The 14,882-nt window shown below is 38.8% G+C and carries 12 protein-coding genes; 5 read left to right on the top strand and 7 right to left on the bottom strand.

From position 1 onward, the window contains the following. Nucleotides 1-120: 120 nt before the first annotated feature. The 4 genes from AC1RJ8_RS24450 (at nt 121) to AC1RJ8_RS24435 (ending at nt 6,034) form a co-directional block, all read left to right on the top strand. The gene (locus tag AC1RJ8_RS24450; RefSeq protein ID WP_492956060.1) at nt 121-2,367 is read left to right on the top strand and encodes a sodium-translocating pyrophosphatase; all 2,247 of its coding nucleotides are present in this window, start codon (nt 121-123) and stop codon (nt 2,365-2,367) included. Between the two features lie 115 nt (nt 2,368-2,482). Further along, nucleotides 2,483-3,958 carry an amino acid permease gene (locus AC1RJ8_RS24445; protein ID WP_492956059.1) on the top strand — a complete coding sequence of 492 codons (1,476 nt, stop codon included), beginning with the start codon at nt 2,483-2,485 and terminating at the stop codon, nt 3,956-3,958. A gap of 80 nt (nt 3,959-4,038) precedes the next feature. Then, nucleotides 4,039-5,388 (top strand): porin, encoded by a 1,350-nt coding sequence (locus tag AC1RJ8_RS24440; protein WP_492956058.1) that lies wholly within the window; start codon nt 4,039-4,041, stop codon nt 5,386-5,388. 79 nt (nt 5,389-5,467) lie between these two features. Beyond that, nucleotides 5,468-6,034: a MarC family protein gene (locus AC1RJ8_RS24435; RefSeq protein WP_029274105.1), complete on the top strand. Its 567-nt coding sequence runs from the start codon at nt 5,468-5,470 to the stop codon at nt 6,032-6,034. A 509-nt stretch (nt 6,035-6,543) separates the two neighbouring features. On the opposite strand, the gene AC1RJ8_RS24430 is transcribed toward AC1RJ8_RS24435, so the two are convergent. The 7 genes from AC1RJ8_RS24430 to AC1RJ8_RS24400 all read right to left on the bottom strand — a co-directional run bounded on the left by AC1RJ8_RS24430 (nt 6,544) and on the right by AC1RJ8_RS24400 (nt 13,592). After that, on the bottom strand, nt 6,544-7,710 hold the full coding sequence (locus AC1RJ8_RS24430) for an RsmB/NOP family class I SAM-dependent RNA methyltransferase (protein ID WP_492956057.1): 1,167 nt from the start codon (nt 7,708-7,710) through the stop codon (nt 6,544-6,546). Nucleotides 7,711-7,742: 32 nt separating this feature from the next. Then, nucleotides 7,743-8,954, bottom strand: a complete 1,212-nt coding sequence (locus tag AC1RJ8_RS24425) for an ABC transporter substrate-binding protein (protein ID WP_492956056.1) — start codon at nt 8,952-8,954, stop codon at nt 7,743-7,745. A 109-nt stretch (nt 8,955-9,063) separates the two neighbouring features. After that, nucleotides 9,064-10,593: a glutamine-hydrolyzing GMP synthase gene (guaA, locus tag AC1RJ8_RS24420; protein WP_492956055.1), complete on the bottom strand. Its 1,530-nt coding sequence runs from the start codon at nt 10,591-10,593 to the stop codon at nt 9,064-9,066. 264 nt (nt 10,594-10,857) lie between these two features. Beyond that, the gene (locus AC1RJ8_RS24415; protein WP_492956054.1) at nt 10,858-11,256 is read right to left on the bottom strand and encodes a type II toxin-antitoxin system VapC family toxin; all 399 of its coding nucleotides are present in this window, start codon (nt 11,254-11,256) and stop codon (nt 10,858-10,860) included. Further along, a complete protein-coding gene (locus tag AC1RJ8_RS24410; protein ID WP_492956053.1) occupies nt 11,253-11,489 on the bottom strand; it encodes a type II toxin-antitoxin system Phd/YefM family antitoxin in 237 nt (78 codons plus the stop codon). The genes AC1RJ8_RS24415 and AC1RJ8_RS24410 overlap by 4 nt, the downstream gene beginning before the upstream one ends. Before the next feature lie 143 nt (nt 11,490-11,632). Continuing rightward, on the bottom strand, nt 11,633-12,091 hold the full coding sequence (locus tag AC1RJ8_RS24405; protein WP_029274099.1) for a deoxycytidylate deaminase: 459 nt from the start codon (nt 12,089-12,091) through the stop codon (nt 11,633-11,635). A gap of 64 nt (nt 12,092-12,155) precedes the next feature. Further along, nucleotides 12,156-13,592 carry an MFS transporter gene (locus AC1RJ8_RS24400; protein WP_057932786.1) on the bottom strand — a complete coding sequence of 479 codons (1,437 nt, stop codon included), beginning with the start codon at nt 13,590-13,592 and terminating at the stop codon, nt 12,156-12,158. Nucleotides 13,593-13,735: 143 nt separating this feature from the next. Between AC1RJ8_RS24400 and AC1RJ8_RS24395 the strand changes: the two genes are divergently transcribed. Beyond that, the gene (locus AC1RJ8_RS24395; RefSeq protein WP_492956052.1) at nt 13,736-14,362 is read left to right on the top strand and encodes a LysE family translocator; all 627 of its coding nucleotides are present in this window, start codon (nt 13,736-13,738) and stop codon (nt 14,360-14,362) included. Nucleotides 14,363-14,882 lie beyond the last annotated feature (520 nt).

Here is a 14,882-nt window from a genome sequence, read left to right as displayed (position 1 = left end):
TTGGAGAGAAGCGTTTGGCGCTGAACGTTTGAAGTAGATTAAACAATTGACCGATTTAAACAGTTAACCAATTACACAACAACATAAACAACTAACCAAATACAAAACCAATTATTAACTATGGATTTTTTACAAAACAATTTAATTTACTGTATTCCGGCGCTAGGCCTTGTCGGGATTATAGTTATGATGATTAAAAGCGCCTGGGTAAACAAGCAAGATGCAGGTGATAAAAACATGCAGGAGCTTGCGGGCTATATCGCCGACGGTGCTATGGCCTTTTTAAAAGCCGAATGGAGGGTATTGAGCATTTTCGCTGTTTTTACAGCCGCGCTTCTAGCTTACTCCGGTACAATTACCGAAATTAAAGGGGTACCCATGCATTCGAGCTGGATTATCTCTATCTCTTTTATTATAGGAGCGGTATTTTCTGCAACTGCGGGTTATATCGGAATGAAATCGGCCACAAAAGCGAATGTTAGAACCACACAGGCGGCCAGAACAAGTTTAAAACAAGCATTAAAAGTTTCTTTTACCGGCGGTACCGTAATGGGCTTAGGCGTAGCCGGTCTTGCTGTTTTAGGCTTAGGCGGTTTATTTATTGTTTTTTTACAGATATTTCATGTAACCAGTGCCAATAGTATAGAAATGAGAACTGCTATTGAGGTTTTAACCGGATTTTCTTTGGGTGCCGAATCTATTGCCTTATTTGCCCGTGTAGGTGGTGGTATTTATACCAAAGCTGCCGATGTTGGTGCCGATTTAGTGGGTAAAGTTGAGGCTGGAATTCCAGAAGATGACGTACGTAACCCTGCAACCATTGCCGATAATGTAGGCGATAACGTGGGTGATGTTGCAGGTATGGGTGCCGATTTATTCGGTTCTTATGTAGCTACAATATTGGCCACCATGGTTTTAGGACAAGAAATTACCGTAACAGATAAATTTGGCGGCATGTCTCCCATCCTTTTGCCAATGGTAATTTGCGGGCTGGGAATTTTATTCTCTATTATAGGTACCTGGTTCGTGACCATTAAAGATGATAAATCAAATGTGCAGAATGCGCTGAACTTAGGCAACTGGTCGTCAATTGTAATAACGGCAGTAGCTTCATTCTTTATCGTAAAGTGGATGCTGCCAGAAACATTAAACTTACGTGGATATGAATTCTCTAGTATTAATGTGTTTTATGCCATTATCGTTGGTTTAGTAGTAGGTACTATTATGAGCATTGTTACCGAATATTTTACCGCAATGGGCAAAGGCCCTGTAAATTCTATTATCCAACAATCATCAACCGGACATGCCACCAATATTATTGCAGGTTTAGCTGTCGGAATGAAATCGACTGTTATTCCAATTTTGGTTTTAGCAGGCGGGATTATGTTATCGTACCACTTTGCGGGCTTATATGGTGTAGCCATTGCGGCAGCAGGTATGATGGCCACTACAGCTATGCAATTGGCCATTGATGCTTTCGGACCAATTGCAGATAATGCGGGTGGTATTGCCGAAATGAGCCAGTTACCTCCAGAAGTACGCGAACGTACCGATAATTTAGACGCTGTTGGAAATACCACTGCCGCTACCGGTAAAGGATTTGCCATTGCATCTGCAGCCTTAACCTCTTTAGCATTATTTGCAGCTTTTGTAGGCATTGCAGGTATTACGGCAATAGATATATATAAAGCGCCAGTATTAGCAGGATTATTTGTTGGCGGGATGATTCCTTTCATTTTCTCAGCCCTTTGCATCCAGGCGGTGGGTAAAGCGGCAATGGATATGGTTCAGGAAGTTCGTCGCCAGTTTAGGGAAATTCCTGGCATTATGGAGTATAAAGCCAAACCAGAGTACGAAAAATGTGTAGCCATTTCAACCAAAGCATCTATCCGCGAGATGATGATGCCCGGCGCTATTGCTTTAATCACGCCGATAATTATTGGGTTTACTTTTGGTCCTGAAGTTTTAGGTGGATTATTGGCCGGTGTAACCGTTACCGGTGTATTAATGGGGATTTTCCAAAGCAACGCAGGTGGCGCATGGGATAATGCCAAAAAATCTTTTGAACAAGGCGTAATGATTAATGGCGAAATGCACTACAAAAAATCAGAACCACATAAGGCTTCGGTAACCGGAGATACGGTAGGCGATCCTTTTAAAGATACTTCGGGCCCTTCAATGAACATTTTAATCAAATTAATGTCTATTGTTTCACTCGTTATTGCTCCATACATCGCAGTTAAGGCAATTGCCGGCGAACATAAGCAAGAAGTTCGAAAAGAAATCAGAATTGAGCAAAAAACCGATAGTTTAGGACATACAATTACCGACACTTTAACAAATACCACCGACACTTTAAGGCGTTAGTTGTAAAAACATTGATAAAATAATAGCTAAAGGGATTTTTAACCAAAATCCCTTTTACATTTCCGTAATTTTTAATTACGTTTGGGGCTGAATTAATCTAAACAAAAACTATAATATGGGTTTATTTACTAAAAAGCCAATGCATCTATTGCTTGAAGAAGCAGGTGATTCAGGCAAAGGCTTAAAGCGCACACTTAGTGCAGGTGCATTAGTTGCATTAGGTGTAGGGGCTATTATTGGTGCCGGGCTATTTGTTCGTACTGCTGCTGCAGCCGCTCAAAATGCTGGACCATCAGTTACAATCGGTTTTATAATAGCTGCAATAGGCTGTGCTTTGGCAGGCTTATGTTATGCCGAGCTCTCTTCTTCTATTCCAATTTCCGGTAGTGCGTATACTTATACCTATGCCACGATGGGCGAACTAATGGCTTGGGTTATTGGATGGGATTTAGTTTTAGAATACGCTGTAGGTGCCGCTACTGTAGGTATAGCCTGGAGTGAATATCTGAATAAACTATTGGTAGAAGTACTGCATACTTCCCCCATACCCTATGAGTGGTGCCACTCACCTTTCCAATCGCATCCAGATGGTACCGTAAATGGAATTATGAATCTTCCTGCCTTGTTTATAGTAGGCTTGTTAAGTTTACTTTTAATTAAAGGAACTTCAGAATCTGCTTTTGTAAACGGTTTAATCGTAATTACCAAAGTGGGTATTGTGATCTTAATTATTGTTTTAGGTTGGGGTTTTATAAACGAATCTAACCACCACCCATACATTCCGGCTGCTACAACTTATGTAGATCATGCAGGTATTAGCCATAGTTTTGGCGGTTTCTGGGGCGTTATTGGCGCTGCCGGAACAGTATTCTTTGCCTTTATCGGTTTTGATGCGGTAAGTACTGCCGCTCAGGAAACTAAAAATCCTAAAACAGCAATGCCAATTGGTATTTTAGGATCATTAGCAGTTTGTACTGTTTTATACATATTGTTCGCACACGTTTTAACAGGGATCGCACCAGTTGAGTTTTTCAGAACTAAAGGTGGTGAAGCATCTGTGGTAGCTGCAATTAGCGAATATATGACTGGATACTCGTGGTTATCTAAATTAGTAACCGTAGCAATTTTAGCCGGTTTCTCTTCTGTAATCCTGGTGATGTTATTGGGCCAAAGCCGTGTATTTTATTCGATGAGTAAAGATGGTTTATTACCTAAAATGTTCAGCGATTTACACCCTAAATTTAAAACACCTTATAAAGCAAACTTAGTGATCTTGGTAATTGTAGGTTTATTCGCTGCATTTATTCCAGGTGATGTAGTGGGTGATATGACCAGTATCGGTACATTATTTGCATTTATGCTGGTTTGTGTTGCAGTAATCATCTTAAGAAAAACAGATCCGGATCTTCCTCGTCAGTTTAGAACACCTTGGGTACCTTTAATTCCAATTTTGGGTGTTGTTGCCTGTGGTTTAATGATCCTTGGCTTAGGCTGGACAAACTGGTTAAGATTATTTGGCTGGTTAGCGTTAGGATTTATCATTTACTTTGGATACAGTAGAAAGAATTCTCATTTGAAAGACGCTAAATAAGTTATATTTTCAAAAAATTGAAGCCTCGACCGAAAAGTCGGGGCTTTTTTTATGTTAAATAATTGTTAATAAAACTACCTTTGCAAAAAATCGATAACATGTACCGCTATTTTGCCAAATTTAAGATCGTTTATTTATACTTTACTGTTGCTTTGCTATTCATTTCCGCTGCAGGATATGCACAGAGAACGATTAACGATGTAATGGATTCTACCACGGTAAATCATTTGCTCATTATTTCTAAGAAATATGGTTCATTATCGTTTAGCGGATACCTGCAGCCTCAATTCCAGGTAGCACAGGCAAATGGTGCACAAGCAGAATATCAGGGCGGAAACTTCGGTGAGTTTACAAACAACAGGTTTAGGTTAAGAAGAGGGCGTTTAAGAGCAGATTATATGATGTTAACCGATGATGGCAGTCCTTCTACTTATTTTGTACTTCAGTTTGATGGTACGGAGCAGGGTGTAGCCATTCGGGATTTCTGGGGACGTTACTACGAAAATAAATGGAAAATATTGGCGGTTACTTTAGGTCTTTCTGGTCGTCCGTTTGGGAATGAGCTACAATTATCTTCTTCAGTAAGGGAAGCGCCTGAGCGTGGCCGAATGTCGCAGATTTTAATGAAAACAGAACGTGATCTGGGGGTTACCTTTACCTTAAACCCGCGCTGGAAAGATGCCCGATTGAAAAATTTTGTATTCGATTTTGGTATTTACAACGGACAGGGCTTAGCTGGTAGCGGAGAATTTGACAACAGCAAGGATTTTATCTTCAGGTTAAGCCATAAAACCTATGCTTTTAAAAATTTTACCATTGCGGGCGGTATCAGTACGTTACAAGGCGGTTTAAATCATCGGTTGCCCGTAAGCTATAAAATGGATAGAAACAACGATCAATGGAGAATGGTTAAGGACTCATCCGCTTCAACAATTAATAAGGTTGCTCCACGGAGATATTATGGTGCAGATATTCAATTGGCCACAAAAACCAAGAGCTGGAAATCTGAATTAAGGGCCGAAGTGGTATCAGGTTTGCAAACAGCTACCTCAACAACATCAACCACGCCTGGCTCCTACCCTGTTGATAGCAAATCGATAGCCTTACCCTATTACACCAGAACCTTTAATGGTGCTTATCTTACTTTTATACAAACCTTAAATAGTACCGACAATCAAATTATCTTAAAATACGATTGGTACGATCCAAATTCGAAGGTAAAAGGGCTTGATATTTCCAGCGCCCAGGGACTTTCGCCAGCGGATGTTCGTTTTGATACTTTTGGCTTTGGTTTTTTACACCACTTTAATCCACATTTTAAAGCGGTGCTTTATTATGATATCATTAAAAACGAATCGACCCAAATTCAAGGCTATACAGCTGACAGAAAAGACAATGTGCTTACTTTAAGAACACAGTTCTATTTCTAATAAATAACAGTACAATAGGGGAATTGATACAAATTCCGCTACCTTTGCTTAAAATTGCGCTGCTATGAAATTCGATTTTATGACGTTCAACTTAAGCCAGATCCTATCGACAACGATGGTGCTCTTTGCTATTATCGATATTTTGGGGGCTATTCCCGTTGTGATCGAACTGCGTAGAAAAGCTGGTCATATCGAATCAGAAAAAGCATCGCTTGTGGCTACCGGATTAATGATCCTCTTTTTATTTGTTGGAGAATCCTTATTGAAAGTAATTGGATTAGATGTAGAATCTTTTGCCATTGCGGGTTCTTTCGTGATCTTTTTTATAGCCATGGAAATGGTACTGGGATTAACGATTTTTAAAGAAGAAGCGCCAGAAACAGTCTCCATCGTTCCATTGGCCTTCCCTTTAATTGCCGGAGCTGGAACAATGACTACCCTACTTTCGCTTAAAACAGAATACCATACCCAGAATATTTTAGTGGGCATTATACTCAATATGTTGTTTGTTTACTTTGTATTGAAAAATACCAACAGACTGGAAAAACTTTTCGGAAAATCGGGCTTGAACATCCTACGTAAAGCCTTTGGAGTAATTTTATTGGCTATTGCCATTAAATTGTTCAGAAATAATACGGGGCTTTAGCAGGTCCAGCTAGATCGTCATTTCGACTGAAGCCTACCAATTCTTCATTGGTAGCGAAATGGCGAAATCTTTAAGTTTGAAGATTTCTCCTCTGAAGGAGTTCCTTTGGAACACTACGGTCGAAATGACGATCACATTATTAAATGACAATCCTCCAATCAATCTGTAACAATAATTGCGTATATTCATCTAAACATAAAGCTTACATCATGAACAGCTTTGAAGAATATACCCTAATTATTGGAGCAATAGCCGTTTTAATCGAAGCGGTAAAATACTTCAAAAAGAATTTCAGATCCTGGTTTGAACATACGTAGAGTGGGTCGTCATCTCGACTGAAGCGCAGCGAAATGGAGAGATCTATCGAGTTAGATCTAGCTTCGCTGAGCCTTCGGGTTCTCGACTGCGTTGCACCCGATAGCTATCGGGTTCGCTCGAAATGACGGTATTTCGAAGAAAAATTAATCGAACTTAGTTTAAACACCCCGATCCTGAAATCCCAAAATCTTCTAATCTTGGCGCTTAATCAATCTCGCTACAAACATCGTATCGGCATTGTTTTCATAGCCTTTAACCAGCTCCATTTTTTCCAGTTCTAATGGCAAAGTATCAATCATATGCTGAATAATGGCTTCGTTTTCTTCGGCAAAGGCAGAGCAGGTAATGTAAATCAAGGGCTTACCCGGCTTTAAATATTTTACAATATTTTGGACAATTCCCTTCTGTATACTGGCAAATTGACTGATTTTCCGTTCCGCGAAAAATGTAAGCATTTCAGGTGTTCTGCCCCATGTTCCGGAACCTGTGCAGGGCGCATCTAAAATGATCCCATCAAACTGATAATGGTGTAAAACCTGATCGTTATTCTGTAAAAGATCCAGTTCCTTTTTATGGTATTTCTTGATCCCGGCTAAGCGGAAACGTTCATCTAAATTTAAGAGTACACTTTCTCTCAGATCAGAAACCAAAAGCTCGATCACAGGCTCCAAACTATGTAACAGAAGTGTTTTCCCACCAGATGCTGCACAGCAATCCCACCATTTATCCCATTTGTTTGGTTTAAAATAATTGCCCGTATGCTGAGAAGATAAATCCTGAACCTGATAGCTACCTTCTCTTAAAACGGTTTCGAGCTTAGTTCCGTTAGGCAAAGCCAGAGCAGTTTCAGAAATCGCTTTAACCGCAATGTTTTCATCTGCTAATTTTGCAATAATAGCTGCAGATTCTTCTGCTGCCACCCTGATAAACAGATCCGGCTGTTTGAAGAATGAGGTGCAAAATGCTTCCCGATCTAATCCATCAGATAAATTTGCGTGAAACGGATATACGTCCTGCAAATCAAAATCCGGATACCTGGTTTTAATGATGGATATTTTTTCTTCCAGCGGCAGTGTAATACTTTCCTTTAATTCCGGCAGATTTTTCTCTACAATTAGGCTAAGCGTATCGTGGCACAAGAAATCGGCAATGCTCAAACGTTCTTCCTGTGGAAGTGTAGCTAAAGCCTTACCTAATCTAAAAAAGCTGTAAATATGACGTGTAGCCCATCTCCTATCGGATGACCCCATTTGCTTATGCTGCTTAAAATAGGTGGGCAGAAAACGATGCAAGGGCAAACTTCCATCATAATTACTCAAAATCTGTTCAAAGGCTCTTAACTGATGATCTGCTCTCATGCAATAATAAAATGGAAGAAAAAATTATGGAATTACTCAACTATGTTTAACGCAAAGTTTTTAAACTTCAGTAGCATTAGACTGGTGTTAATATAGCCTAATTTTTCATCATGGATAAATGAAAAGTTATTATGGAGGCCTTTATATTTATCTTTTACTAAATACGCTCTATAATCTTCGCCGTAAGCAGATAACAGTTTACCAAAGTAGTAGCCAACATCAAAGCCCTTAAAAGCGTATTCTCCAGGCTCAAATCCATACCTGTAGCGGTATTTTTTAATAAAGGCAACGACTGCACTGCTTTTGTAGTCTATTTTATAAGAAGAACTGATAATGGTATTTAAATCTTGTAACTTATCGGTAGGATAATTCTGCTTTACCCAATTAGGATGACCAAATAGATTAATACTGTAACCACCTGTAGGTAGATGCTTTAATTTATATAGTTTTTCTACTGTTGGCAATACAAAAGTCCGGTCGGATGAGGTAAGCACCACGGCATATTCTTTGCCTTTGATCATTTTTGTTTCAAAAGCATAAGCCGAAGCATACTCCTGTAGCACAAACTTAGTATTGGTTTGAAAATAGTTCCTGATCGGTGCTGCAAATTGCTCGTCTTCTGTTTTCTTAGGGTTAATTAATACCACTATCGTATTGGCAGGATTATAGCTTTTAGCAATGTATGTGGCTATCTTTTTCCCGTGTAAAGCAATATTATTTACAATAGACACGAGATTTGGATTATTAAATTCAGCAGGTTCGGAAGCGGCCAAAGGAGATACAATGATTGCATTATTTTCTTTGGCATAATTGGAGATGAACTTTAATCCATCTGGAAAAACAGGGCCAATAATTAAATTGCTTTGTTTAAAACGTTCATTTTTGTACAAGCCTGATATATGTGCATTATCATCCTGCGTATCAAAAACATTGAGTTTAAAATTTAAACCCTGGGCAGCGGCAGAATCCAATCCCAATTTAAAGCCCTGATAAAAATCGATAGGCATGGCATATTTCTCGATATCGGCCTTTGTGGCTGTTTTTAAATTCAGCTCATTAAGTTTAAAAGGAACAAGCAGGGAAACACTTGCCTGCGAAAACTTTTTGATAGGCTTTTTCTCTGCTGGCTTTTCTTTTTCAACCGGTTTGCTCGTTTCGGGCTTGGGTGTCCTGATTTTAGGCGAACAAGCGCCCAAAACTACCGTAAACAAAACCAGCAACCAATAAACCCTCTTAAAATTCATACCTATCATTTTTAACAAAATATGCTAGCAAAGTTTATTCCACCTTGCTAGCATAACATTTATTTATGCAGTTTGGACTGAAAACTCCAAACTGAAAACTATAACTGAATTATTCCCACTCGATAGTTGCAGGTGGTTTAGAGCTGATATCGTATACCACTCTATTGATCCCTTTAACTTTATTGATGATTTCGTTTGAGATTTTAGCCAATACCGGGTAAGGTAAATGGCACCAATCTGCAGTCATCCCATCAAGTGATTCAACTGCTCTTAAGGCAATTACATTTTCGTAAGTACGCTCATCGCCCATTACCCCTACAGATCTTACAGGTAAGAAAATAGCACCTGCCTGCCATACTTTATCGTAAAGACCTGCTTCTTTTAAATTGTCGATATAAATTTTATCGGCATCTTGTAAAATGGCTACTTTTTCTGGCGTAACTTCTCCGATAATGCGGATACCTAAGCCTGGGCCCGGAAATGGGTGACGGCCTAAAATAAACGATTCTAACCCTAAAGTGGTACCTACTCTTCTAACTTCATCCTTAAACAAAGTTTTAAGTGGCTCTACAACTTTAAGTTTCATAAAATCAGGCAAGCCGCCTACATTATGGTGCGATTTAATGGTTGCCGACGGCCCTTTAACCGAAACCGATTCAATAATATCAGGGTAAATTGTACCTTGGGCCAACCACTTTACATCCTGGATCAGGTGAGATTCTTCGTCGAAAACTTCGATGAATACACGGCCGATAATCTTACGTTTTGTTTCGGGATCTTCTACGCCGGCCAACTGGCCCAAGAATTTGTCTTTTGCATCAACGCCTTTAATGTTTAGTCCGAAATCTTTGTATTGCTCTAAAACACTTTCATATTCATTTTTACGCAATAAACCGTTATCAACAAATATACAGTGTAGGTTTGTGCCAATGGCTTTATGCAAAAGTACCGCAGCAACACTACTATCAACACCACCTGAAAGTGCCAAAACAACTTTATCGTTACCTACAGTAGCTTTAATATCGGCAATTGTAGTTTCAACAAAAGCAGTAGAAGTCCAGTCCTGGCTGCATCCGCAAATATCAACCAAGAAGTTTTCTAAAAGGATTTTTCCATCAATACTGTGCGTTACCTCAGGGTGAAACTGAATGGCATAAGTATCTGAATCTTTAATATGGTAAGCAGCCACTTTTACGCTATCGGTACTGGCAATCAACTCAAAGTTTTCAGGAATATCGGTAATGGTATCGCCATGGCTCATCCAAACTTGAGAATCGATGTTGATCCCTTTAAATAATTTATTTTCCTGGTTTACAAAATTCAAATTAGCGCGGCCATATTCGCGTGTTGAAGATGGCTGAACTGCACCACCCGAATGTTGGGCAATATATTGTGCACCATAACAAACAGCCAATAATGGATATTTTAAATGGTATTTCGATAAATCGATCTGAGGTGCATCTTCCTGGCGAACAGAGTAAGGACTACCCGAAAATATAACTCCTTTTACATCAGGCGTAACCTCAGGAAGATTATTATATGGATATATTTCACAGTAAATATTTAGTTCGCGAACCCTACGAGCGATGAGTTGTGTAAATTGCGAACCAAAATCGACGATAATGATTTTTTCTTGCATCCGCAAAGGTACCAATTAGATATGAGATTTGAGGTCGCAGATTTGAGATTTTTAGTAGTGTGCGGAGAGTTTTGAGCAGAGGGCATGGCGATAAGCGTTTAGCGCGAGGCGTTTGGTGGCGATTAACCGATTGAAACAATTAACCGATTAACCATATTACAGTCCGGAGTCGGTAGTCCGGAGCCCGAAGTCGATTAACCGATTAAATAATTAATTTCTATGTAACTGGTCGTTACCTATGAACTCATCACAAATGAACTATAATTACCAAACCACCTTTAAACCTGCCGATTGGTATTTATTAATGTTTTCGTCTTTGCTGATTAGGGTTATATCTTTTTGAATAGCTTGCCATATTAACATCCTATCAAAAGGGTCTCTATGCCAAGTGGCATTTAACTTATAATGACTTGCTGCTGATTCTGGCGAAACTGGCATTAAGTCAAAACCCAAATCTTTTGCTTGCCTCATCAATTCATTAGGTTCTAAACCGATGAGATTGAGTTTACCAAGTGCATATTTAAGTGATATTTCCCAAAGACTAATGGCACTTATAAAAATTGTATTTTCGTTATTTTCAATTATAGAAATTGCCTTTTCCGAAAGCCTTTTCGGATCAATTATCGTCCACAAAAACACAGGTGTATCCAACAAGTAAATCATAGCCCTAGTAGCTCTTCGTCTGTCATTGCAAAATCGTCGTTAAAAATCACTTTAGCCTTACCTTCCAAAGGACCCAATTTTCTTTTAGTTTTACTTTTACCTGATTCTGGAAGAAAATAGCCAATAATCTCTTTTTTTCTTCCATAAGTTACGGCAATACCAATACCTGCTTTAACATCTTCAAGCACTTCAGAAAAGTGAGCTTTAAATTCTCCAACTGACATTGTTTTCATAGTTAAATATTTATAATCAAATATAAACAAAACTTGTCAAGTTGTCAAGATGAAACTAAGTTATGTTTTAGATATAAACTTTAATGAGCTGATGTACAACTTGCAGTCACCAATGAACTAATGACAAATGAACCACTAAACCTCTACGATTCCATCAAAACCACCTCAACCCCAAATTTCCGTAAAAAGTCTACTCCTTCATCGCTGGGCAAACCTTTGTAAGCCGCATACGATTTCGAATAATAAACCAATTTAATTCCTGATGATAAAATTAACCGGGCACAGGCAATACAAGGCGACAAGGTGGTATATAAAGTACAACCTTCTATCTTCGATCCGTTTTTAGAAGCGTACAGAATCGCATTTTCTTCAGCGTGTAAGGCCAAAGAACAACTCCCCTTACTATCGCGTGCACAGCCATGCTCTGGCCATTCCTCGTCGCAATTGTGCGTACCAGCCGGTGGACCATTATAACCGATAGAAATAATACGGGTATCCTTTGTTAAAACTGCCCCTACATGGGCACGTACGCAATGCGAACGGGCTGCCAAATCGGTGGCAAGGTTCATAAATATCGAATCGAAGCTTGGTTTATCTGCCATTATAAAAATTAAAAAAGCCACAAAGAAATAAATCTCTGTGGCTGCAAAATTACTTTATTAAAAATTAATGTCCGCCAGAAAGTTTCTTATCGAAAGAAATTCCCTGCGATCTTAAAATTCCACTTACTCTCCAGGCATAAAATGCCAGGTAGGCAAAACAGATAATTCCTACAACATAGCTGTATTGAATACCTGTAAATTCTGATACTGCACCTTGTGCCCAGCTAATAATACCACCGCCCATAATCATCATAATTAAGAAGCTACTTCCCTGACTGGTGTGTTTACCTAAACCGCTTACTGCCAGGGTAAAAATACAAGGCCATAAAGTGCTACAGAATAAGCCTACACTGGTAATGGCATAAACACTTACCATTCCTTTAGTAAACATTCCGATTAATAGTGCAGTAATACCAATTGCCGAAAAAATCAATAACATTCTGGCTGGATTACCTTTACTCGCCATATCAGCAGCAATTAATACCAATATAATTAAACCGTATACATAAAATGGAGCAAGATCATGTTTTGCTATAGCGTTTACAGCTAAGAAAATACCAAAAGCTAAATATGGTGCAATAAAACGTAATACTTTTTGTGTGCTGATATTATCAGTAAAAGCTTCAACAGCACCTGTCCAACGTCCAATCATCATACTTGCCCAATATAATGAAATATAAGGGGCAATATCTTTAATAGCAAAGCCTAAATCTTTCTCCATGTAAGCAGGCAGGTTACTTGCGGTAGAAACCTCAACGCCTACGTAAACAAAAATAGCAATCATCCCTAAAACCAATTGCGGATATTGCAAAGCAGATCCCTTAATCGATTTAGTATCATCAACCGAGGCTTCCACCAAAGCAGGTCGATCAGGCAACGATGACATTTTCAAGAAAATAGCAACGGCAATAAAAGCAACGCCCAAAATTAAATATGGAATTTTAACACTTTCTACACTGATATTGGTAGATGCATTTGCTGCAGAACCGAAAATAGCAAAACTCACAATTAGCGGGCCGATTGTAGTACCAAAGTTATTGATACCGCCAGCCAACGTTAAACGTTGCGAGCCGGTTGTAATCGGACCTAATGCAATTGCCAATGGATTCGCCACTGTTTGTTGTAATGAAAAACCCAAGGCTACGATAAACAAACCCGAAAGCATTAAAGGGAACGAGTGGAGGTTTGCAGCTGGATAAAACAATAAGGTTCCAAGTGCAGAAATAACCAGGCCAAGCGCAAGCGAATTTTTATAACCCAGTTTGTTTACAATATCTTGTCCTATTATAACAGAAATACCGTTATAAATTAAAGCACCCACTGTATAAGCAATATAAAATGCCAATGAAACCAATTGACTTTCGGCTTGCGATAAATCAAAAGCTTTTTTAAATACCGGTATTAAAATGTCATTACTGGCGGCTACAAAGCCCCAAAAAAAGAATACCGTAACCAAAGGAATAAATTGCCCCCATTTGGTTTGTGTTTGTTCTGAACTCATTTTTTAAATCTAGTTTTAGTGGCTCTAAACATAAATAAAAAAAAATGAAAACCAGTAAATTTTATGCAACCTATGCAACAAAAATAAATGTTATATGTTTAGGTATAAAATTGCATATTCGCATATTATAAACAATACAATGCATGTTTGAAGCCATATTACTAGGTATAGGAGCAGGGATTATTTCGTCGTTTTTAACAGGGCCGGTATTTTTTGCAATGATCAAAACCAGCATAGAGAGGGGCTTCAAAGCTGGGTTTTCTTTAGCTGTTGGCGTAATTATTAGTGATGTGATCTTAATTGGATTAGTCCTTTTTGGGAGCCAGTTTTTCGATTATAAAGCAGAATTTGATAAATATGTAGGCACCATTGGGGGCCTATTTTTGTTAGCCGTAGGTATATATTACCTGGTTTCTAAAATAACCGTGCACTATAATAGTTCAACGCTTCAAAAAGTAAGTAAGCGGGGTTATGTGATAAAAGGATTTTTAATGTGCATCCTCACCCCCTCTACCTTAATGTTCTGGATTATTGTAAGCGGGATCATCTCGGTTAAATTGAACAACATGCTGAACGAAAAACTCGTCTGCTTTTTTATTGCCATGGCCACCCAATTGAGCATAGATGGTGCAAAGAGTTTCTATTCGAGTAAACTCCGTTATAAAATAAAAGAAGATGCACTGAAGAAACTCAATAAAATCGCAGGTGTGGTCATCATCTTTTTTGCCATCTGGCTCATCGTTAAAACGTACATTAAGTTTTACGCATAGGTTTTACCAAAGATTATAAACAAATCGCAGTATACACGTTTTATTGGTAGCCACGGAGACACAGAACACACGGAATTTCCTCATGTTTTGTCACCCTGAGCGGAGTCGAAGGGCAGACACGAGATATAAATAATCCCCGCCGCCGTGGTTCGTGTCCTCACGAACCGCTAAAATTATCAATTTCTTTTTTCCAATATCAGGAGCAACATTAAAACAGATCCTAAAATAAATTACCTGCGGTGAGCTCGCTAAAGGCTCGGGTTTACTGCGTAGTTTTCCGCTGCGCCACTTTGGAAAACGATCGAACCTTCACGAAAGTAATTAATTTGTGTTTGGTGGTTAAAAGTTTTGAAAAGCAGGTACAGTGCTATTCACCGTAAGGCTTAATTTATTTCATAAAAATCAATATGAATAACAGTTTATTTTAAGGAGATAAACGATCGAGAAGTATCGTCATCTCCTTTGGTTTATCAAACTGATTTTTCTTCTTTCAAATAGTATTACAAGAAGAAAGCTTGGT

This window comes from Pedobacter sp. GW822-FHT03F06, from assembly GCF_058801365.1.
Note: the sequence above shows the minus strand (reverse complement) of the source record. Positions and strands in the feature narration are given on the sequence as shown.